Here is a 20,954-nt window from a genome sequence, read left to right as displayed (position 1 = left end):
AACAACCGCAACGACATCTGGAGTATGGTTGCGGTGTGTTACTTTTTCCAGGCAGGATAGAAAATAATCAGTCGAAACGTTGACTTAACGCAATCAGCGCTGAACAAAATTCCGTCGGATGAGAGATAAACGGGGCATGTGCGGCTTTGGCAATAATCTGCGATTCACTCTCCGGCCAGAGTGAATCCAGCAGCGGAACCACTTTGCGCGGCACAATCCCGTCGAGATAACCGTAGATACGCAGGTGCGGCACCGTCAGCGCGGCCAGCGGCTCGCGCAGGTCAACCGTTTTCAGGAGCTCAAGTCCGCCGTTTAGCACCTCAACCTCCGGCATCGGCAGCGAAAGCACGGTCTGCTTCAGCGTTCGGGCATCCTTACGCGCGGTGTCAGTGCCCATTGTCTGCAATGCCAGGAACCGCTCTACGGTCCGCTGGAAATCTTCGCTCAGCTGCTGCTGGAAGCCCGCCAGCACGTCAGGCTTGATCCCCGGCCACTCTTCCTGCGCGCTAAAACAGGGCGATGACGCCACCGTCACCAGCGCTTTTACGCGTTCAGGCTGCGACAGCGCAATCTGGCTCGCCACTAGCCCGCCCAGGCTCCAGCCCAGCCAGACCGCGTTTTGCGGCGCAGCGTCCAGAACCTGCTGCGCCATTTCATCAAGCGACAACGCGCCATACCCGCGGCTGCGGCCAAAGCCGGGTAAATCCACCAGATGCAGCGTGAAATGCGAGGCAAGTTCCTCACGTATGCAATGCCATATCTCCGCATTCAGGCCCCATCCGTGCAGCAGCACAAGATGGCAATTTCCTGTCCCTACGGTCTGCCACCACAGCGTCTTCATCAGTTACTGTTCTCTTTTTTCACATGGAGGTTGCACATGCTAACAGTACCCGGCTTGTGCTGGCTATGCCAAATGCCGCTGGCGCTCAGCGGGTGGGGCGTCTGCTCCGTCTGCACGCGATCGCTGCAATGGCGTATCGGGATCTGTCCACAATGTGGTTTACCGGCCACGAACCCCTCGTTGCCCTGTGGCCGCTGCCTGAAAAAATCCCCGCCGTGGAGCGCGCTGGTGGCAGTGGATGATTATGTTCCGCCGCTGAACAGGCTGATCCACGCGCTGAAGTTTTCCGGGCAGAGCTCGCTGGCACAGCCCCTTTCCCGACTGTTGTTGCTGGCGGTTTTGCAGGCGCGACGTCACCGGGCACTGCCGAAAATTGACATGGTGGTGAATGTCCCCTTATACCGCCGTCGGCACTGGCGGCGCGGCTATAACCAGAGTGACCTGCTCTGCCGTCCCCTCGCGCGGTGGCTCGGCTGCCGGTATGAGGCCCGCGCGCTGACACGCGTTCATGCCACCGCCATCCAGCATCAGCTCAGCGCACGGCTTCGCAAAAGAAACCTCAAAAATGCCTTTCGCCTTGAATTGCCGGTTGACGGTCTCCATATCGCGATTGTGGATGATGTCGTCACCACGGGCAGTACCGTTGCTGAACTTTCCCGACTGCTTTTGCGAAGCGGCGCCGCGTCGGTTCAGGTATGGTGTCTGTGCCGTACCTTGTAGCCCTTCTTCAATGGGCGTATGATTATACCCAGGTAATTTAGTCAACTATTAGGCCAAAGCTATGATCCGTATTTCCGATTCTGCACAAGCGCACTTTGCCAAACTGCTGGCAAATCAGGAAGAAGGGACGCAGATCCGCGTGTTTGTGATTAATCCAGGCACTCCGAATGCAGAATGTGGTGTTTCTTATTGTCCTCCGGACGCTGTGGAAGCGACTGACACTGCCCTTAAATTTGAACAGCTCACAGCCTACGTTGATGAGCTGAGCGCACCGTATCTTGAAGATGCGGAGATCGACTTCGTCACCGATCAGCTGGGTTCTCAGCTGACCCTGAAAGCGCCGAACGCGAAAATGCGTAAAGTGTCTGACGATGCCCCGCTGATGGAGCGCGTTGAGTATCTGCTGCAATCCCAGATCAACCCACAGCTGGCGGGCCACGGCGGTCGTGTTTCCCTGATGGAAATCACCGACGAAGGTTTTGCCATTCTGCAGTTTGGCGGCGGCTGTAACGGCTGCTCAATGGTCGATGTAACGCTGAAAGAAGGGATCGAGAAGCAGCTGCTGAACGAGTTCCCGGAACTGAAAGGCGTGCGTGACCTGACCGAGCACCAGCGCGGCGAGCACTCTTACTACTAATTCAGTATCCGTCTGTATCGCCCGGTGGCGCTGCGCTTACCGGGCCTACAGAAATAGTGAGGTCTGATGCCCTCACCCCCGGCCCTCTCCCACGGGAGAGGGTGAAAACATTAAAAACGGTAACCTCATGGTTACCGTTTTGCGTTTACCTCCCATATGTTGACCTGCGTCTCATAATTCAAATTTAGCCTCCCAGGGTGATTCTCAATCGAGCCATGTTACCCGTATCATTCTCGTGGGCACTCAGCATCCTTATAACAGCCGACTAAACTTAATGGTTTCGAAGGCATCAGTATGAGTGCCGTTAACACTCTGTTCCCAGTTGGGACAATCGGAATTTGTCGTTGAAACAATGACGTTACCCATAACAATTCAAAGGCCAGGTAAATCATGCCATTAGTCATCGTTGCTATCGGTGTTGTGTTATTACTGCTCTTGATGATCCGTTTCAAAATGAACGGATTTATCGCTCTGGTTCTGGTGGCACTTGCAGTCGGTCTGATGCAGGGTATGCCGCTGGTTAAAGTTATCAGTTCCATCAAAGCCGGCGTCGGCGGTACGCTCGGCAGCCTGGCGTTGATCATGGGCTTCGGCGCCATGCTCGGCAAAATGCTGGCAGACTGCGGGGGCGCGCAGCGAATCGCCACCACGCTGATTGCCAAATTTGGCAAGAAGAACATCCAGTGGGCGGTGGTATTAACCGGTTTTACCGTCGGCTTCGCGCTGTTCTATGAAGTGGGCTTCGTGCTGATGCTGCCGCTGGTGTTCACCATCGCGGCTGCGGCAAACATCCCGCTGCTGTATGTCGGTGTGCCAATGGCTGCGGCGCTGTCCGTGACTCACGGCTTCCTGCCGCCGCACCCGGGCCCAACCGCTATCGCAACCATTTTCCACGCGGATATGGGTAAAACCCTGCTGTTCGGTACGATTCTGGCGATCCCAACCGTGATTCTGGCGGGCCCGGTTTATGCCCGCTTCCTGAAAGGCATTGATAAGCCGATCCCGGAAGGTCTGTACAGCGCCAAAACCTTCACCGAAGAAGAGATGCCGGGCTTTGGCGTCAGCGTCTGGACCTCTCTGGTACCGGTTATCCTAATGGCGATGCGTGCCGTGGCGGAGATGATTCTGCCGAAAGGTCATCCGTTCCTGTCCGTTGCGGAATTCCTCGGTGACCCGGTCATGGCAACGCTGATTGCGGTGCTGATCGCGATGTTCACCTTCGGCCTGAACCGCGGCCGTTCTATGGATCAGATCAACGACACGCTGACCTCTTCCATCAAAATCATTGCCATGATGCTTCTGATCATCGGCGGTGGCGGTGCATTCAAGCAGGTTCTGGTCGACAGCGGCGTGGATAAATACATCGCTGCCATGATGCATGAAACCAACGTATCGCCGCTCCTGATGGCCTGGTCTATTGCCGCGGTTCTGCGTATTGCGCTGGGTTCTGCGACCGTTGCAGCGATCACCGCGGGCGGTATCGTTGCCCCGCTGATTGCGACCACGGGTGTTAGCCCTGAGCTGATGGTTATCGCCGTCGGTTCCGGTAGCGTGATTTTCTCTCACGTTAACGACCCTGGGTTCTGGCTGTTCAAGGAGTACTTCAACCTGACGATCGGTGAAACCATCAAGTCCTGGTCCGCGCTGGAAACCATTATTTCGGTGTGCGGTCTGGTCGGGGTACTGCTGTTGAATATGGTGGTTTGATGTAAAAAAGCCGGGTGGCGCTGACGCTTACCCGGCCTACATTCTATTCCCTCTCCCTCCGGGAGAGGGTTAGGGTGAAACTACCGCTTCTTGCCCACCGCTCTTCTGCGCTTGTCCAAATCCTTAATCAGCTTGTTCACCCCATCATCGGCAAACATCTTCTCAAGCGTTGTGGACAGCTTGCGACGCCAGTTCTTGTACTGATAGCTGGTCCCCGGAATGTTCACCGGCTCCGCCATATCAATCCAGTCTTCCGGCTGCAGGCCCAGCAGGGCGCTGTTGCTGTCGGCAATATAGCGCTGCAAGCCGCGATTGAGGGTAGCGGTCATCGACATCAATGACGCCTTATGTCCGGCACGTTTCGGCAGACAGCCCTGCTTGTGCAGCGCATCCAGCAGCCCCTGTTTGGAGAGCTCGCGATCCTGATACAGGCCGCGCAAAACCTCTTCATCAGGGTACAGCCCCAGCGTTTTACCGAGCGTCAGATCGCCGCTTTCCCAATAGCCACGAAGCGTAGGAAGGTCATGCGTCGTCGCGACTGCCATTGACTGTTCAGGGTACGCTTTCGGCGCGCGGAAGGTTTTCTCATGGTCGTTTTCAAAATAGAGCACTTTATAGGAGTAGACGCCGCTGTCGCGGAGCTTGCTGACAATTTCCACCGGCACGGTACCGAGATCTTCACCGATCACCATGCACTGATGGCGTTTACTTTCCAGGGCCAGGATCGACAGCAGATCGTCAACCGGATACTGCACGTACGCCCCGTGATCGGCCGTTTCACCGTACGGGATCCACCACAGACGCAGCACGGACATCACGTGGTCGATACGCAGCGCGCCGCAGTTCTGCATGTTAGCGCGCAGCAGGTCGATGAACGGCTCATAGGCGCGCGCCGCCATGACGTGCGGATCCATCGGCGGCAATCCCCAGTTCTGACCGAGCGGACCAAGAATATCCGGCGGCGCGCCGACGGAAGCTTTCAGACAGTAAAGCTCACGGTCGCACCAGGTTTCCGCGCCGCCCTCTGCCACGCCGACGGCCAGATCGCGATACAGGCCGATCGGCATCTTATAGCCCTGGCTCACCTGCCAGCAGGCGGCAAACTGGCTGTACGCCAGCCACTGCAGCCACAGGTAGAAGTCCACTTCATCGGCATATTTTTTACAGAACGCTTTTACTTCAGGCGTGTCGACGGACTGATACGCTTCCGGCCAGACCGGCCAACCCCAGCGCATTTCGTCCTCCTTCACCTGATACGCGTGCAGTGCATCAAACGCCGCCTGCCAGTACAGGCTCTCGCCCTCCTGCGTTACAAACTGGCGGAACGCGGCCATCTGCTCGTCATCGCGCTGCGAAAAGCCTTTCCACGCCAGACGCAGCGCGGCCATTTTCAGCGCCGTGACGGTGGAATAGTCCACCCAGTCCGCGTCGCGCGCCTGCTTCAGGGCCTGCTGCGTGGTGCTGAGTTTCCACCACGCCTGCGCCTCTTTGCTGTTTTTGAAGTCATCTAACGCGTTAACGTCGATATAAATCACGTTCAGCCAGCGACGGGACGACGGGCTGTACGGGCTGGCGCTCTCCGGGTTGGCCGGATAGAGCGCGTGGATCGGGTTGAGCCCGATAAACGCGCCGCCGCGCTCGCCCACATCCACCAGCATCTTTTTCAGATCGCCAAAATCACCGATGCCCCAGTTGCTGTCGGAGCGCAGCGTATAGAGCTGCACGCAGGCGCCCCACAGCTTTTTGCCTTCGAGCAGCGCCTGCGGCTCGTAGCAGCGTTTTGGCGCGACGATCACCCGGCAGTGGAAACGACGATCGTCCTGGGTGAGCGTTAAGGTGTGATACCCCTCCGGCAGCTTCGCCGGAAGGTTTAACGTTTTGCCGCCGGTGGCGTGGCCTTTGTGCTGATGCCCCTCTTCGGTGGTAAGCAGCCAGCTAAACTCGCCGCGCCCCTCCACCGCCAGCGGCATCTTTTTGCCTGCGGTGAATACCTTCACGTTGGGCACCGGCGCAACCGACGCTTTCGCGTCGGCTTTGTGCATGGCATCCAGCAAACGTCTTTTGGTGTCGGCGCCAATAGACTGCGGTTTGCCGTGCGCATTAATGTAACTGAGGCTGATCCCCGCCGCCTGCGCGGCGCTGTCCAGACGTTTACTCTCCATCGCGCTTCCTTAGCGTTTTGCCTGCCAGATACGGGCCTGATAATCACGGATTGAACGGTCAGAGCTGAACATACCGCAGCGCGCGGTGTTCAGAATGCACGCGCGGGTCCACGCCTCCTGGTCACGATACAGCACGTCGACCTGCTTTTGCGCTTCTACATAGGCCGTGAAGTCCGCCATCACCAGATACGGGTCACCGCCGTGTTTGTCCATGCTGTGCAGCATCTGGTCAAACGCGTGCTTGTCGCCGTCGCTGTATTTACCGCTTTCCAGCTCCTTCAGCACCGCGTCGAGCACTTTGTCTTTCTTACGCCATTTCACCGGGTCATAGCCTTTGGCCTTGATGGCCTTCACCTCTTCCACGGTATGGCCGAAGATAAAGATATTCTCTTCCCCGACCTTCTCGGCGATTTCGACGTTTGCCCCATCGAGCGTACCGACGGTCAGCGCGCCGTTCAGCGCTAGCTTCATGTTGCCGGTACCGGACGCTTCTTTACCTGCCGTCGAGATCTGCTCGGAGATATCCGCCGCCGGGATCAGCATTTCAGCCGCCGAGACGCAGTAATCCGGCAGGAACACCACCTTCAGCTTGTCGCCCACTTTCGGATCGCTGTTGATCGCCGCCGCCACTTTATTGATGGCGAGGATAATGTTTTTCGCCAGGTAATAGCCCGGCGCCGCTTTCGCACCGAACAGGAACACGCGCGGCACGCGGTCGGCCTGCGGGTTCTCGCGGATCTCTTTGTACAGCGCCAGAATGTGCAGCAGGTTCAGGTGCTGGCGTTTGTACTCGTGCAGGCGTTTGATCTGGATATCGAAAATGGCATTCGGGTTGATCTCAATCCCGGTACGCACTTTCACAAACTCCGCCAGGCGAACCTTGTTCTCCAGCTTGATCGCGCGATACTGCTCGCGGAATTTCGCGTCGTCAGCGTATTTTTCCAGGTTGATGAGCTGGTCCAGATCGTTGGCCCACTCTTTCTTCAGGGTCTTATCCAGCAGACCGGCCAGCAGCGGGTTGCACTGCTTGATCCAGCGACGCGGCGTGATGCCGTTGGTCACGTTGTGGAATTTGGTCGGCCAAAGCTGGTGGTATTCCGGGAAGAGATCTTTGACCACCAGATCCGAGTGCAGCGCCGCCACGCCGTTCACCGCAAAGCCGCTGACCACGCACATGTTCGCCATGCGCACCTGCTTATCGTGAACCACCGCCAGCTTCGCCCAGACCGCTTTGTTGCCTGGCCAGGTTTTATCCACCAGGGTTTTAAACTGGTCGTTAATCTTGTTGATGATCTGCATGTGGCGCGGCAGCAGCGTTTTCACCAGCTTCTCATCCCAGCACTCGAGCGCTTCTGGCATCAGAGTGTGGTTGGTGTAGGCAAAGGTACGGCTGGTGATGGCCCAGGCGTCATCCCAGCTCAGCTGATGCTCGTCGATCAGCACGCGCAGCAGTTCCGGGATCGCAATCGTCGGGTGCGTGTCGTTGAGCTGAATCACTTCGAAGTCCGGCAGCTGCGCCAGCTTGCGGCCCGCGAGGTGATGGCGACGCAGAATGTCCGCCACGGAGCAGGCGCACTGGAAGTACTGCTGCATCAGGCGCAGCTTTTTACCGGCCAGGTGGTTGTCGTTCGGGTAGAGGACTTTGGTCAGCTTCTCGGCATCGATGCCCTGCTGCTCGGCGCGCAGGAAATCGCCGTCGTTGAATTTGGTCAGGTTAAACGGATGCGCGTGCTTCGCCTGCCACAGACGCAGCGGCTGCGCCACGCCGTTACGGTAGCCGAGCACCGGCAGATCCCAGGCTTCACCGGTAATGGTGAACGCCGGTTCCCAGAGCCCCTGCTTTGTCACTTTCCCGCCAATGCCGACCTGCACATCCAGCTGCGCGTTGTGGCGGAACCACGGATAGGTATTGCGATGCCAGTCGTCCGGCGCTTCCATCTGATGGCCATCGGCAAACGACTGACGGAACAAGCCATACTGATAGTTCAGGCCATAGCCAATCGCCGACTGGCCGACGGTCGCCATGGAGTCGAGGAAACAGGCCGCCAGACGTCCCAGACCGCCGTTGCCCAGCGCCGGGTCAATCTCTTCTTCCAGCAGATCGGTCAGGTTAATGTCGTGTTCTTTAAGGACGTCACCAACGTCCTGATACCAGCCGAGGTTCAACAGGTTGTTGCCCGTCAGGCGGCCAATCAGGAATTCCATTGAAATGTAGTTTACATGGCGCTGGTTCTTCACCGGCTTTGCCAAAGGCTGAGCATCCAGCTGTTCTGCGAGCGCACCGCTCACTGCCTGCCACCACTGGTGAGGCGTCATCTCGTTTGCAGCATGAAGGCCAAAACGCTGCCACTGACGCGTCAGGGCAGCCTGGAATTGAGCTTTGTTGAAGGTAGGCTGTGACATAGGGGATCGGCATCCTTTAGAAAGAAAACACAAGTTGGCGCTAGTGTGCCTGGCTCATTTCCCCTCTTCCTCCTCCTGTGGGGGATTAGACAGGGAGGAGTAGCGGGGATGAGCATAAAAGTGTGATCGAGGCCACTCTCAGAGCATAGTTCGAGTGTGCCCGGAAGATAAAAAAGTAACCGGGGAGAATGTCAAAGAAATGAAATGCAGTTTCGGGTGAAATTAATCCGTTCTGAAATGATTACTTACGTAGAATAATAATTTAGCCATCGGGACACATCTCAAAAGACTATTACTCTCACTCAACTTTACCCGCACTTTATTAAATTTGACGTCACTATACCTTTCTGAAACCAGTTTCAGCGCAGCGGCAATGTATACAGACAAGCCAGCAGTGACGCGGCGTTACGGGCCTTTCGAGAAAGTTCCAACATTTGCCTGAATGTTTTGTGACAGAGTGCAAATTCAGAACCACAAAACCCAGACATAACTTGCAATAGTTCTCTTTCTGTTCGACCTTATATCGTATTAATTACGAAGCGCAAAAAAAATAAAATCTCTCGTTCCCCACAGTGAAGTGAAACCTATGTTGATTCCGTCTAAATTAAGTCGCCCGGTTCGTCTTGACCATACAGTGGTCCGCGAGCGTCTGTTGGCTAAACTTTCCGGCGCGCATAATTTCCGACTGGCGCTGGTTACGAGCCCTGCAGGCTATGGAAAAACAACGCTCATTTCGCAATGGGCCGCGGGTAAAAGCGATCTTGGCTGGTACTCCCTCGACGAGGGCGATAACCAGCAAGAGCGTTTTGCCAGCTATCTGATTGCCGCCATACAGCAAGCCACCCATGGACACTGCGTCGCCAGTGAGGTGATGGTGCAAAAGCGCCAGTACGCCAGCCTGTCCTCTCTTTTCTCTCAGCTGTTTATTGAACTGGCCGAATGGCATCGCCCGCTCTACGTGGTGATCGACGATTACCATCTCATCACGAATCCGGTGATTCATGAATCGATGCGTTTCTTCCTGCGCCATCAGCCGGAAAACCTGACTTTAGTGGTGCTGTCACGCAACCTGCCGCAGCTGGGTATTGCCAACCTGCGCGTGCGCGATCAGCTTCTGGAAGTGGGCAGCCAGCAGCTGGCCTTTACCCACCAGGAAGCGAAACAGTTCTTTGACTGCCGCCTGACATCACCGATTGAGGCCGCCGAGAGCAGCCGTCTGTGTGATGACGTTGCCGGCTGGGCCACGGCGCTGCAGCTCATCGCGCTCTCTGCCCGACAAAACAACAGTCCGGCGCATCAGTCTGCGCGGCGTCTGGCGGGCATCAACGCCAGCCACCTTTCTGACTACCTCGTGGATGAGGTGCTGGACAGCGTCGATCCCTCGACGCGTAATTTCCTGCTGAAAAGCTCGCTGCTGCGCTCCATGAACGATGCGCTTATCGTGCGCGTGACGGGCTGTGAAAACGGACAGCTGCAGCTCGAAGAGATTGAACGTCAGGGCCTTTTCCTGACGCGCATGGACGATCCCGGCGAGTGGTTTAGCTATCACCCGCTGTTTGGCAGCTTCCTGCGCCAGCGCTGTCAGTGGGAACTGGCGGTTGAACTGCCGGAGATCCACCGCGCCGCTGCCGAAAGCTGGATGGCGCAAGGCTTCCCGAGCGAGGCCATCCACCACGCGCTGGCCGCCGGTGATGCCAGCATGCTGCGCGATATCCTCCTCAATCATGCGTGGGGCCTGTTTAACCACAGCGAGCTGACCCTGCTGGAAGAGTCTCTCAAAGCCCTGCCGTGGGAAAGCCTGCTGGAGAACCCGCGTCTGGTGCTGCTGCAGGCCTGGCTGATGCAGAGCCAGCACCGCTACAGCGAAGTGAACACCCTGCTGGCGCGCGCCGAGCAGGAGATGGAAAGCGAAATGGATACCACCCTGCACGGCGAGTTCAACGCGCTGCGCGCTCAGGTGGCCATTAACGACGGCGACCCGGACGAAGCTGAACGGCTGGCGATGGTCGCGCTGGATGAACTGCCGCTGGCTAACTTCTACAGCCGCATCGTTGCGACCTCGGTGCACGGTGAAGTGCTGCACTGCAAAGGCGACCTCACGCGTTCGCTTTCACTGATGCAGCAAACCGAACAGATGGCGCGTCGTCATGATGTCTGGCATTACGCGCTGTGGAGCCTGATCCAACAGAGCGAGATTTTATTCGCGCAGGGGTTCCTGCAGGCCGCCTGGGAAAACCAGGAAAAAGCGTTCCAGCTGATTCGTGAACAGCACCTGGAACAGCTGCCGATGCACGAGTTCCTGTTGCGTATTCGCGCTCAGCTGCTGTGGGCATGGTCGCGTCTGGATGAAGCAGAAAGCTGCGCCCGCCAGGGTGTGGATGTCCTTTCCAGCTTCCAGCCTCAGCAGCAGCTGCAGTGTCTGGCGCTGCTGGTACAGTGCTCGCTGGCGCGCGGCGATCTCGATAACGCCCGCAACCATCTGAACCGCCTGGAGAACCTGCTCGGCAACGGTCAGTATCACAGCGACTGGGTCTCAAACGCCGATAAGGTCCGGGTGATTTACTGGCAGATGACCGGAGATAAAAAATCCGCCGCCAACTGGCTGCGTCAGACGCCAAAACCCGAATTTGCGAACAACCACTTCCTGCAGAGCCAGTGGCGCAACATTGCCCGCGCGCAGATCCTGCTCGGTGAATTAGAGCCCGCAGAGATTGTGCTGGAAGAGCTGAACGAGAACGCGCGCAGCCTGCGTCTGATGAGCGACCTGAACCGCAACCTGCTGCTGCTGAACCAGCTTTACTGGCAGGCGGGTCGTAAAAACGATGCCCAGCGCGTGCTGCTGGAAGCGCTGCAGCTGGCTAACCGCACCGGCTTTATCAGCCACTTTGTGATTGAAGGTGAAGTGATGGCGCAGCAGCTGCGTCAGCTTATTCAGCTCAACACGCTGCCGGAGCTGGATCAGCATCGCGCCCAGCGCATTCTGCGCGAGATTAACCAGCATCATCGACACAAGTTCGCGCATTTTGATGAGAACTTCGTTGAACGTCTGCTGAACCACCCGGAAGTGCCGGAGCTTATCCGCACCAGTCCGCTCACCCAGCGCGAATGGCAGGTTCTGGGTCTGATCTATTCAGGCTACAGCAACGAGCAGATTGCCGGTGAGCTTGCGGTGGCGGCGACCACCATCAAAACGCATATCCGCAATCTGTATCAGAAGTTGGGCGTGGCGCATCGTCAGGATGCGGTGCAGCATGCGCAGCAGCTGTTGAAGATGATGGGGTATGGCGTGTAGGACCTCTGCGGTCTGATGCCCTCACCCCGGCCCTCTCCCACAGGGAGAGGGGGAAAGTTTTGTAGGTCGGGTGAGCGCAGCGCCACTCGTCACAAGTCCTAGCACAATTCCAGCTGCAAATTATTATCTTTAATCACCTGCATCACGCCCGCCGGCGGCATCACGTCGGTGTAGACCGCATCCACCATGCTGATGCTGCCCATGTTTACCATCGCATTTCGGCCAAACTTCGAATGGTCCACCACCAGCATCACGTGGCGTGAGTTCTCAATAATCGCGCGCTTGGTGCGCACCTCGTGATAATCAAACTCCAGCAGCGAGCCGTCGCTGTCGATGCCGCTGATCCCGAGAATGCCGAAGTCGAGGCGGAACTGAGAGATAAAATCGAGGGTCGCTTCGCCGATAATGCCGCCGTCGCGGCTGCGCAGTTCGCCGCCCGCGAGGATGATGCGGAAGTCATCTTTCTGCATCAGGGTATTGGCCACGTTCAGGTTGTTCGTGACCACGCGCAGGTTCTCGTGATCCAGCAGCGCATGGGCGACCGCTTCCGGCGTGGTGCCGATATCAATAAACAGCGTCGCCCCGTTCGGGATCTGGCTGGCGACCTTGCGGGCAATGCGCTCTTTCTCTGCCGTCTGCGTGGCTTTACGGTCGTGCCAGGAGGTGTTGACCGAACTGGAGGGCAGCGCCGCGCCGCCGTGGTGGCGAAGAATGCGGTTCTGATCGGCCAGGTCGTTCAGGTCACGACGGATGGTCTGTGGGCTGACGGCAAACTGCTCCACCAGCTCTTCGGTGCTGACGTATCCCTGTTTTTTTACCAGTTCGATAATAGCGTCATGACGTTGTGTTTGTTTCATCAATTATCCCTGAGAATTATGTTCGTTTTCGCGCATGGAGCGTGTCGGCAAAGGCCATCGCTAACCCCACGGCCAGCCCGGCGACGTGTGCACCGTTGGCGATAGACATACCAAACAGATCAAACCATCCGGCAATTAGCCATATTAACGCAAAGGTTATTAATCCGCGCTGCAGATAGATGCCGCTTTCCGGATCGCGCTCCCCGCGAAGCCAGACATAGCCCATCAGGGCATACACGACGCCCGACAGCCCGCCGAACCACGGCCCGCTGAAATTGTGCTGCACATAGCCGCTCAGCAGGGCGCTGATAAGGGTGATAACGATCAGCTTGCCGCTGCCCAGACGCTTTTCAACAGCGCCGCCGAGATACCACCACCAGAGCAGGTTGAAGAGAATATGCATCACCGAGAAGTGCATCAGCGCGTGGCTAAAGTAGCGCCAGACGTCAAACTCAAGAGACGGGTCATAGGGCCAGGCCAGGGCAATCATCACGCTCTGGTCGCCCACCACGTTCATGATAATGAAGACGATAATGCAGGCCGCCATCAGCAGCAGCGTAAACGGGCCGGCGCGCTCGCGGATGGTGGCGAGGAAGGGAAAACGGCTGTAGTGCAGTCCGCTGTCGGTCTGCCCGGACTGCCAGCTGGCCGCCAGATAGCGCGGGTCGCCGGGGTTCTCAAGAAAACGCGCCAGCTCTTCGTTTACGCGCGCGGCCTGGCTCTCGTCGGCCAGCCAGACGTCGGTCTGCGTATGTTGCTGAATGGTCAGAATAACGCCCTGCGTCGCCATATAGTCGACAAACGCCTGGGCGACGCGCGGGTTGGTAAAAGAAGTGATCATCAACATGGGCAGCGGTCGCTTATTTCCACACAAAAGGGGACAGTATAGCGGGATCAGCGCTCAAAAGCGTATTCCACTTCTGCCGGGAAATGACGATGCCAGGCATCGAAGCCGCCGTCGACGCTGTACACCGCGTCGTAGCCCTGCTGAAGCAGATACTGCGCCGCGCCTTTGCTGCTGTTGCCGTGGTAGCACATGACCATCACCGGCGTCTCGAAGTCGTTATCGCGCATAAACGCGCCCAGCGTGTCGTTAGTGAGATGAAACGCGCCCGGCGTGTGGCCCATCGCAAAACTCTGCGGATCGCGGATGTCCACCAGCACCGCTTTTCCCTGGTGCATCTTCTGGTGGGCTTCTTCTACGTTAATACATTCAAACTGATCCATGGTGTTCTCTTTCGCTTATTCAGGTTTTATGCCGCCTGCTGACCCTCACCCCTGCCCTCTCCCTAAAAGGGAGAGGGAGCAAACCATCCCCTCGCCCCTCTGGGGAGAGGGTTAGGGTGAGGGGAGAGAGCATCAGACCGCACTATTTTACCCCGTAGTGTACGTCCTGGCGGCGGGTAAACGCCATTATGTTATCCATATCACTCTAAATTGTTTTTTTGATGTTACCAAAAGCGCGTTCCTTTGCTATTATGAGCGATATCGAACATTTCTGAGCTTTAACGAAAGTGCATGAGGGTGTTATGGAAACCAAAGATCTGATTGTGATAGGCGGTGGCATCAACGGTGCCGGTATTGCGGTCGATGCCGCAGGACGCGGTTTATCCGTACTGATGCTGGAAGCTAACGACCTCGCCTGCGCGACGTCGTCCGCCAGCTCCAAACTGATTCACGGTGGCCTGCGCTACCTGGAACACTACGAATTCCGCCTGGTCAGTGAAGCACTGGCCGAACGTGAAGTGCTGTTGAAAATGGCCCCGCATCTGGCGATTCCGATGCGCTTCCGCCTGCCCCATCGCCCGCATCTGCGTCCGGCGTGGATGATCCGAATCGGTCTGTTTATGTACGACCATCTGGGTAAACGCACCAGCCTCCCGGGTTCGACAGGTTTGCGTTTTGGCTCAGAATCGGTCCTTAAGCCTGAAATCGTGCGCGGTTTCGAATATTCCGACTGCTGGGTGGACGATGCGCGTCTGGTGCTGGCGAATGCGCAGATGGTCGAGAAGAAAGGTGGCGAGGTGAAAACCCGTACCCGTGCGACCTCTGCCCGTCGTGAAAACGGCCTGTGGATTGTAGAAGCGGAAGACATCGATACCGGCGAGAAATTCAGCTGGAAAGCACGCGGTCTGGTGAACGCCACCGGCCCGTGGGTGAAGCAGTTCTTCGACGACGGCATGCATCTGCCTTCGCCGTACGGCATTCGCCTGATCAAGGGCAGCCACATTGTGGTACCGCGCGTGCATACCCAGAAGCAGGCCTACATTCTGCAGAACGAAGACAAGCGCATCGTGTTTGTGATCCCGTGGATGGACGAATTCTCGATCATCGGTACCACCGACGTGGAGTACAAAGGCGATCCGAAGAACGTCGAGATCGACGAGAGCGAAGTGAACTACCTGCTCAAAGTGTATAACGCGCACTTCAGGAAGCAGCTGTCACGCGACGATGTGGTCTGGACCTACTCCGGCGTGCGTCCGCTGTGCGATGACGAGTCTGACTCACCGCAGGCGATTACCCGCGACTACACGCTCGATATTCACGACGTTGACGGTCAGGCGCCGCTGCTTTCCGTGTTTGGCGGCAAGCTGACCACCTACCGCAAGCTGGCCGAGCACGCGCTGGAAAAACTGGCGCCGTACTATAAAGGCATTGGCCCGGCATGGACCAAAGGCGCGGTACTGCCCGGCGGTGATATCGGCGACAATCGCGATGATTACGCCGCGAAGCTGCGCCGTCGCTTCCCGTTCATCACCGAAGGGATGGCGCGCCACTATGCCCGCACCTACGGCAGCAATACCGAGCTTTTCCTGGCCGACGCGAAGGACATTGCGGATCTGGGCGAACATTTCGGCCACGAGCTGTACGAAGCCGAGCTGCGCTACCTGGTTGAGCACGAGTGGGTTCGTCGTCTGGATGATGCTATCTGGCGTCGTACCAAAGAAGGGATGTGGCTCAACGCCGAACAGCAGTCTCGCGTGGCGCAGTGGTTACAGCAAAATGCGGGGAAGCGTGAGCTGTCGCTGGCGTCGTAATACGATCGGTGCGGGCTGATGCCCTCACCCTGACCCTCTCCCACAGAGAGAGGGAACAAACACTAAAAACGGCAACCGAGGTTGCCGTTTTGCTTTTACAACCTCACCGGATCAATATGCCAGATCGTCTCGGCATACTCCTTGATGGTCCTGTCGGACGAGAAATAGCCCATATTGGCGATGTTATACATCGCGGCGCTGGTCCACTTCTCCTGCTGACGGTACAGCTCGTCAACCTTATCCTGACAGTCCACGTAGCTGCGATAGTCCGCCAGCACCTGGTAGTGATCGCCAAAGTTAATCAGCGAATCGACCAGATCGCGATAGCGGCTCGGTTCATCCGGGCTAAACACGCCGGTCGCGATCTGCGTCAGCACCTGACGTAACTCTTCATCCTCTTCGTAATATTGACGCGGCGAGTAGCCTTTCCTGCGCAGCGCCTCCACCTCTTCCGTCGTATTACCGAAGATAAAGATATTTTCTTCGCCCACGTGCTCCAGCATCTCGACGTTCGCCCCGTCAAGCGTACCAATGGTCAGCGCGCCGTTGAGGGCAAACTTCATGTTACTGGTGCCGGATGCTTCCGTACCCGCCGTGGAAATCTGCTCAGAGAGATCCGCCGCCGGGATGATCATCTGCGCCAGGCTCACGCTGTAGTTCGGAATGAACACCACTTTCAGCTTGTCGCCAATGTCCGGATCCTGGTTGACCACCTTCGCCACGTCGTTGATGAGATGAATGATGTGCTTCGCCATGTAGTAGGCGGAAGCCGCCTTACCGGCGAAGATCTTCACGCGCGGCACCCATTCGGCCGTTGGATCGGCCTTGATGCGGTTGTAATGGGTGATCACGTGCAGCACGTTCATCAGCTGACGCTTGTATTCGTGGATGCGTTTGATCTGAACGTCAAACAGCGCTTTCGGGTTTGCCACCACGTTGAGGTGCATCGCTAGCCAGACCGCCAGACGCTTTTTGTTCAGCAGCTTGGCTTCGCGCACGGCTTTGTTCACCGTCGGGAAATCAATATGCTGTTCCAGCTCGCTCAGCTGGCTCAAGTCGGTACGCCAGGTACGGCCGATATTCTCGTCCAGCACCTCAGAGAGCGGCTGGTTGGCCAGCGCCAGCCAGCGGCGCGGCGTGACGCCGTTGGTCACGTTGCAGAACCGCGTCGGGAAGATTTTCGCGAAGTCCGCAAAAAGCGACTGCACCATCAGGTTCGAGTGGAGCTCGGACACGCCGTTGACCTTGTGGCTGATGACGACCGCCAGCCAGGCCATGCGCACGCGGCGCCCGTTCGATTCATCAATGATGGAAGCGCGGCTCAGCAGCCCGGTATCGTTCGGGTATTGCTCCTGCAGGGTCTTGAGGAAGTAGTCGTTAATCTCAAAGATAATCTGCAGATGGCGCGGCAGGATTTTGCCGAGCATGTCTACCGGCCACGTTTCCAGCGCTTCGCTCATCAGCGTGTGGTTGGTGTAGGAGAATACCTGACAGGTCACTTCAAACGCGTCATCCCAGCTGAACTTGTGTTCGTCGATCAGCAGGCGCATCAGCTCCGGAATGGAGAGCACCGGGTGGGTGTCGTTAAGGTGGATCGCGGTTTTCTCCGCCAGGTTGGCGTAGGTTTTGTGCAGCTGATGGTGGCGGCTGAGGATATCCTGAATCGTCGAGGAGACGAGGAAATACTCCTGACGCAGGCGCAGCTCGCGACCGGAGTAGGTCGAGTCATCCGGGTACAGCACGCGGGACACGTTCTCGGAGTGGTTTTTGTCTTCCACCGCCGCAAAGTAGTCCCCCTGGTTGAATTTACCGAGGTTGATTTCGCTACTGGCCTGGGCGCTCCACAGGCGCAGCGTGTTGGTGGCATCGGTGTCATAGCCGGGGATAATCTGGTCGTAGGCCACGGCCAGGATCTCTTCCGTTTCTACCCAGCGGGATTTTTTGCCTTCCTGCTGGATACGTCCGCCAAAGCGCACCTTGTAGCGCGTATTGTGGCGCTTAAACTCCCACGGGTTGCCGTACTCCAGCCAGTAGTCCGGCGACTCTTTCTGGCGTCCGTCGACGATGTTCTGTTTGAACATACCGTAGTCGTAGCGAATACCGTAGCCGCGGCCCGGCAGCGCCAGCGTTGCCAGCGAGTCGAGGAAGCAGGCGGCGAGACGCCCCAGGCCGCCGTTGCCGAGGCCCGGGTCGTTCTCTTCGTCGATCAGCTCTTCTAAATCTAACCCCATCTCTTCGAGTGCGGTTTTGACGTCGTCATAAATACCGAGCGACAACAGCGCGTTGGACAGCGTGCGGCCAATCAAAAATTCCATCGACAGGTAGTAAACCTGACGCGTTTCCTGCGAGAGCTGGGCGCGGTTTGAGCGCAGCCAGCGTTCAACTAAGCGGTCACGCACCGCAAACAGGGTGGCGTTCAGCCACTCGTGCTTGTTGGCGATAACCGGATCTTTCCCGATGGTGAACATCAGCTTGTAGGCGATGGAGTGCTTTAACGCCTCAACGCTGAGCGTGGGTGAAGAGTAGCTAAATGGAGCGTTCATATCAGTAACTTCGCCTCGTTACATCAAGCGTTGATAGAGATCGCGGTATGACTGCGCCGCAACATGCCAGCTAAAGTCCATGGACATCGCCTGACGCTGAACGTAACGCCAGAGCGATGGACGGGACCACAAGACGAAAGCACGCCGAATCGCCCGAAGCAGCGACCAGGCATTACTGTCCTCAAAGACAAACCCGCTGGCGATACCGTCCGCCAGGTTTTCCAGAGAGCTATCGGATACGGTATCCGCCAGTCCGCCCGTGCGGCGCACCAGCGGCAGCGTGCCGTATTTCAGGCCGTAAAGCTGCGTCAGGCCGCAGGGTTCGAAACGGCTCGGCACCAGGATGACGTCCGCGCCTCCCATGATGCGGTGCGAGAACGCTTCGTGATAGCCAATCTGCACGCCCACCTGCCCCGGATGTTCCGCCGCAGCGGCAAGGAAGCCTTCCTGCAGCACCGGGTCGCCCGCGCCGAGCAGCGCCAGCTGTCCGCCCTGCTCCAGTAAACCGGGCAACGCCTCCAGCACCAGATCCAGCCCTTTCTGGCTGGTCAGGCGGCTGACCACCGCGAACAGCGGCACTTTATCGTTAACCTTCAGGCCCATTGCAATCTGCAGCTGGCGTTTGTTCTCCGCTTTGTCTTCCACGGAATCACGGCCATAGCGCGCCGCCAGCAGGAGATCGGTTTCCGGGCTCCAGATCTGTTCATCCACGCCGTTCAGAATGCCCGACAGGCGGCCTTCGCGGTGGCGCTGTTGCAGCAACCCTTCCATGCCGTAGCCAAACTCCGGCTGGGTGATCTCACGCGCGTAGGTTGGGCTCACGGCGGTAATATGATCGGCGTAATACAGCCCGGCTTTCAGGAACGAGATCTGCCCGTTAAATTCCAGCCCGTGCATGTTATAGAACGATAATGGCAGATCGATTTCACTCATGTGATGGGCATAGTACATCCCCTGATACGCCAGGTTATGCACGGTAAAGACCGATTTCGCCGGGTGGCCGCGCGCCGCGAGATACGCCGGGGCAAGCCCGGCGTGCCAGTCGTGCGCGTGCACCACATCCGGGCGCCAGAACGGATCCAGCCCCGTCGCCATTTCTGCCCCGACCCAGCCGAGCAGCGCAAAGCGCAGCACGTTATCGGTGTAGGCGAACAGGTTCGTATCGTGATACGGGCTGCCCGGTCGATCGTATAAGTGCGGCGCGTCGATCAGGTAAATCCCTACGCCATTGTAATGTCCAAACAGCAGGGTGATGCGTCCGGCGAAGGTCTCACGGCGGGTCACCACTTTTGCATCGGGAATTCCACGCCGGATATCCGGAAAGGCGGGCAGCAGGACTCGGGTATCCACGCCTCCGGCGATTTGCGCTGCCGGTAATGCACCCAGAACATCTGCCAGACCGCCCGTTTTTAACAACGGGAACATCTCAGAACATACATGTAAAACCTGCATCATCGCTCCTGTTTGATCTGCAGCTTCCGCAACATTTCCCGTGTGACTAACACGATCCCCTCTTCCGAACGATAGAAACGACGCGCGTCTTCTTCCGCGTTCTCACCAATCACCATCCCTTCTGGAATGACGCAGGCACGATCGATAACGCAGCGACGCAGACGGCACGAGCGCCCTACCCAGACATCAGGCAGCAAGACTGCCGAATCGATATTACAGAATGAATTTATTCGCACGCGGGGGAACAGCACCGACTGCACCACCACCGAGCCTGAAATAATGCACCCGCCGGACACCAGCGAGTTCAGCGTCATACCGTGGCTGCCGGAGCGGTCCTGCACGAATTTGGCCGGCGGCAGCGATTCCATATGGGTACGAATCGGCCAGTTCTGGTCGTACATATCCAGCTCAGGCGTGACCGACGCCAGGTCGAGGTTCGCTTTCCAGTACGCTTCCAGAGTTCCCACATCGCGCCAGTAAGGTTCCGCATTGGGGTCGGACTGCACGCAGGACAGCGGGAAAGGATGTGCATAGGCCATGCCAGCTTTAGTGATTTTCGGAATGATGTCTTTACCGAAGTCGTGGCTGGAGTTTTCGTCTTTGTCATCGTCTTCCAGCAGCTCATAAAGATAATCTGCATCAAAGACATAAATCCCCATGCTGGCGAGCGATTTGGTGTCATCGCCGGGCATGGTTGGCGGGTTCGCCGGCTTTTCAACAAAGTCGATAATTTTGTCGTCGGCATCCACGTGCATCACGCCAAACGCCGTCGCTTCAGCAACGGGCACAGGCAGACACGCTACGGTGCAGCGCGCCCCTTTTTCGACGTGGTCGATGAGCATGTGGGAGTAATCTTGCTTGTAGATATGGTCCCCGGCGAGGATCACGATGTATTCCGCGTTATAGCGGCGAATGATGTCGAGGTTCTGCGTCACTGCATCCGCCGTTCCGCGGTACCAGTTCTCACCGTGGACGCGTTGCTGAGCGGGAAGGAGATCGACAAACTCGTTCATCTCTTCGCTGAAGAATGACCAGCCGCGCTGGATATGCTGAACCAGCGTGTGCGACTGATACTGCGTAATGACGCCAATACGGCGAATGCCCGAGTTAAGGCAGTTGGAGAGCGCAAAGTCGATGATACGGAACTTACCACCAAAGTGAACGGCCGGTTTCGCGCGCTTGATGGTCAAATCTTTCAGACGGGTACCACGTCCACCCGCAAGTATCAGGGCAACCGTTTTTAATGGTAGCTGGCGCGCCAACATTAAGGGATCGTTCTTCTCTAATCTAACCATGACTAAC

Annotated in this window: 14 protein-coding genes; 5 read left to right on the top strand and 9 right to left on the bottom strand. The window is 57.4% G+C overall.

Annotation, left to right across the window (positions count from 1 at the left end; translation table 11 throughout):
• Positions 1–67 precede the first annotated feature (67 nt).
• Positions 68–841: a pimeloyl-ACP methyl ester esterase BioH gene (gene bioH, locus USF70_RS16635; RefSeq protein ID WP_033146825.1), complete on the bottom strand. Its 774-nt coding sequence runs from the start codon at positions 839–841 to the stop codon at positions 68–70.
• A 36-nt stretch (positions 842–877) separates the two neighbouring features.
• Between bioH and gntX the strand changes: the two genes are divergently transcribed.
• The 3 genes from gntX to gntT all read left to right on the top strand — a co-directional run bounded on the left by gntX (position 878) and on the right by gntT (position 3,905).
• Complete coding sequence (gene gntX, locus USF70_RS16630; protein WP_033146826.1) at positions 878–1,561, top strand: DNA utilization protein GntX; 684 nt, start codon at positions 878–880, stop codon at positions 1,559–1,561.
• 61 nt (positions 1,562–1,622) lie between these two features.
• Positions 1,623–2,198 (top strand): Fe-S biogenesis protein NfuA, encoded by a 576-nt coding sequence (gene nfuA, locus USF70_RS16625; protein ID WP_008503055.1) that lies wholly within the window; start codon positions 1,623–1,625, stop codon positions 2,196–2,198.
• Positions 2,199–2,588: 390 nt separating this feature from the next.
• Positions 2,589–3,905: a gluconate transporter gene (gntT, locus tag USF70_RS16620; protein ID WP_039263070.1), complete on the top strand. Its 1,317-nt coding sequence runs from the start codon at positions 2,589–2,591 to the stop codon at positions 3,903–3,905.
• An 80-nt stretch (positions 3,906–3,985) separates the two neighbouring features.
• Here the strand turns inward: gntT and malQ are convergent, their stop codons facing one another.
• Positions 3,986–6,067: a 4-alpha-glucanotransferase gene (malQ, locus tag USF70_RS16615; protein ID WP_202772500.1), complete on the bottom strand. Its 2,082-nt coding sequence runs from the start codon at positions 6,065–6,067 to the stop codon at positions 3,986–3,988.
• A gap of 9 nt (positions 6,068–6,076) precedes the next feature.
• A complete protein-coding gene (gene malP, locus USF70_RS16610; RefSeq protein ID WP_087823632.1) occupies positions 6,077–8,470 on the bottom strand; it encodes a maltodextrin phosphorylase in 2,394 nt (797 codons plus the stop codon).
• A 586-nt stretch (positions 8,471–9,056) separates the two neighbouring features.
• On the opposite strand from malP, the gene malT reads away from it, so the two are divergent.
• Positions 9,057–11,762 (top strand): HTH-type transcriptional regulator MalT, encoded by a 2,706-nt coding sequence (gene malT, locus USF70_RS16605; RefSeq protein ID WP_029742188.1) that lies wholly within the window; start codon positions 9,057–9,059, stop codon positions 11,760–11,762.
• Positions 11,763–11,860: 98 nt separating this feature from the next.
• Here malT and USF70_RS16600 read toward each other — a convergent pair whose 3' ends face one another.
• From USF70_RS16600 to glpE, 3 genes are read right to left on the bottom strand one after another with little or no spacing between them, the layout of a single operon-like run.
• The gene (locus tag USF70_RS16600; protein WP_008503060.1) at positions 11,861–12,619 is read right to left on the bottom strand and encodes a DeoR/GlpR family transcriptional regulator; all 759 of its coding nucleotides are present in this window, start codon (positions 12,617–12,619) and stop codon (positions 11,861–11,863) included.
• Between the two features lie 16 nt (positions 12,620–12,635).
• Positions 12,636–13,466: a rhomboid family intramembrane serine protease GlpG gene (gene glpG / locus USF70_RS16595; protein ID WP_320735825.1), complete on the bottom strand. Its 831-nt coding sequence runs from the start codon at positions 13,464–13,466 to the stop codon at positions 12,636–12,638.
• Between the two features lie 47 nt (positions 13,467–13,513).
• Positions 13,514–13,846 (bottom strand): thiosulfate sulfurtransferase GlpE, encoded by a 333-nt coding sequence (gene glpE, locus USF70_RS16590; protein WP_006177908.1) that lies wholly within the window; start codon positions 13,844–13,846, stop codon positions 13,514–13,516.
• A 302-nt stretch (positions 13,847–14,148) separates the two neighbouring features.
• Here glpE and glpD point away from each other — a divergent pair, with 302 nt between their 5' ends.
• Positions 14,149–15,657, top strand: a complete 1,509-nt coding sequence (gene glpD / locus USF70_RS16585) for a glycerol-3-phosphate dehydrogenase (protein WP_182071600.1) — start codon at positions 14,149–14,151, stop codon at positions 15,655–15,657.
• Positions 15,658–15,752: 95 nt separating this feature from the next.
• On the opposite strand, the gene glgP is transcribed toward glpD, so the two are convergent.
• Genes glgP through glgC form a run of 3 tightly spaced genes read right to left on the bottom strand, consistent with a single transcriptional unit; the run spans position 15,753 to position 20,947 of the window.
• Positions 15,753–18,200, bottom strand: a complete 2,448-nt coding sequence (gene glgP, locus USF70_RS16580; protein ID WP_029740650.1) for a glycogen phosphorylase — start codon at positions 18,198–18,200, stop codon at positions 15,753–15,755.
• An 18-nt stretch (positions 18,201–18,218) separates the two neighbouring features.
• Positions 18,219–19,652 carry a glycogen synthase GlgA gene (gene glgA / locus USF70_RS16575; protein WP_023309509.1) on the bottom strand — a complete coding sequence of 478 codons (1,434 nt, stop codon included), beginning with the start codon at positions 19,650–19,652 and terminating at the stop codon, positions 18,219–18,221.
• Positions 19,652–20,947, bottom strand: a complete 1,296-nt coding sequence (gene glgC / locus USF70_RS16570; protein WP_023337914.1) for a glucose-1-phosphate adenylyltransferase — start codon at positions 20,945–20,947, stop codon at positions 19,652–19,654. Before glgC ends, glgA begins: the two co-directional genes overlap by 1 nt.
• Positions 20,948–20,954: the final 7 nt, after the last annotated feature.

It is taken from the genome of Enterobacter sp. 237C8, assembly GCF_034106865.1.
GTDB lineage: Bacteria > Pseudomonadota > Gammaproteobacteria > Enterobacterales > Enterobacteriaceae > Enterobacter > Enterobacter asburiae_B.
This window is presented reverse-complemented; position numbering and strand designations above follow the sequence as displayed.

Bases quoted from the DNA above. Each gene is read 5' to 3' on its own strand.
- malP (WP_087823632.1), bottom strand. From the start codon at position 8,470: ATGTCACAGCCTACCTTCAACAAAGCTCAATTCCAGGCTGCCCTGACG.
- glpE (WP_006177908.1), bottom strand. From the start codon at position 13,846: ATGGATCAGTTTGAATGTATTAACGTAGAAGAAGCCCACCAGAAGATG.
- gntT (WP_039263070.1), top strand. From the start codon at position 2,589: ATGCCATTAGTCATCGTTGCTATCGGTGTTGTGTTATTACTGCTCTTG.
- gntX (WP_033146826.1), top strand. From the start codon at position 878: ATGCTAACAGTACCCGGCTTGTGCTGGCTATGCCAAATGCCGCTGGCG.
- nfuA (WP_008503055.1), top strand. From the start codon at position 1,623: ATGATCCGTATTTCCGATTCTGCACAAGCGCACTTTGCCAAACTGCTG.
- glgP (WP_029740650.1), bottom strand. From the start codon at position 18,200: ATGAACGCTCCATTTAGCTACTCTTCACCCACGCTCAGCGTTGAGGCG.
- USF70_RS16600 (WP_008503060.1), bottom strand. From the start codon at position 12,619: ATGAAACAAACACAACGTCATGACGCTATTATCGAACTGGTAAAAAAA.
- glpG (WP_320735825.1), bottom strand. From the start codon at position 13,466: ATGTTGATGATCACTTCTTTTACCAACCCGCGCGTCGCCCAGGCGTTT.
- malQ (WP_202772500.1), bottom strand. From the start codon at position 6,067: ATGGAGAGTAAACGTCTGGACAGCGCCGCGCAGGCGGCGGGGATCAGC.
- bioH (WP_033146825.1), bottom strand. From the start codon at position 841: ATGAAGACGCTGTGGTGGCAGACCGTAGGGACAGGAAATTGCCATCTT.
- glgC (WP_023337914.1), bottom strand. From the start codon at position 20,947: ATGGTTAGATTAGAGAAGAACGATCCCTTAATGTTGGCGCGCCAGCTA.
- glpD (WP_182071600.1), top strand. From the start codon at position 14,149: ATGGAAACCAAAGATCTGATTGTGATAGGCGGTGGCATCAACGGTGCC.
- malT (WP_029742188.1), top strand. From the start codon at position 9,057: ATGTTGATTCCGTCTAAATTAAGTCGCCCGGTTCGTCTTGACCATACA.
- glgA (WP_023309509.1), bottom strand. From the start codon at position 19,652: ATGCAGGTTTTACATGTATGTTCTGAGATGTTCCCGTTGTTAAAAACG.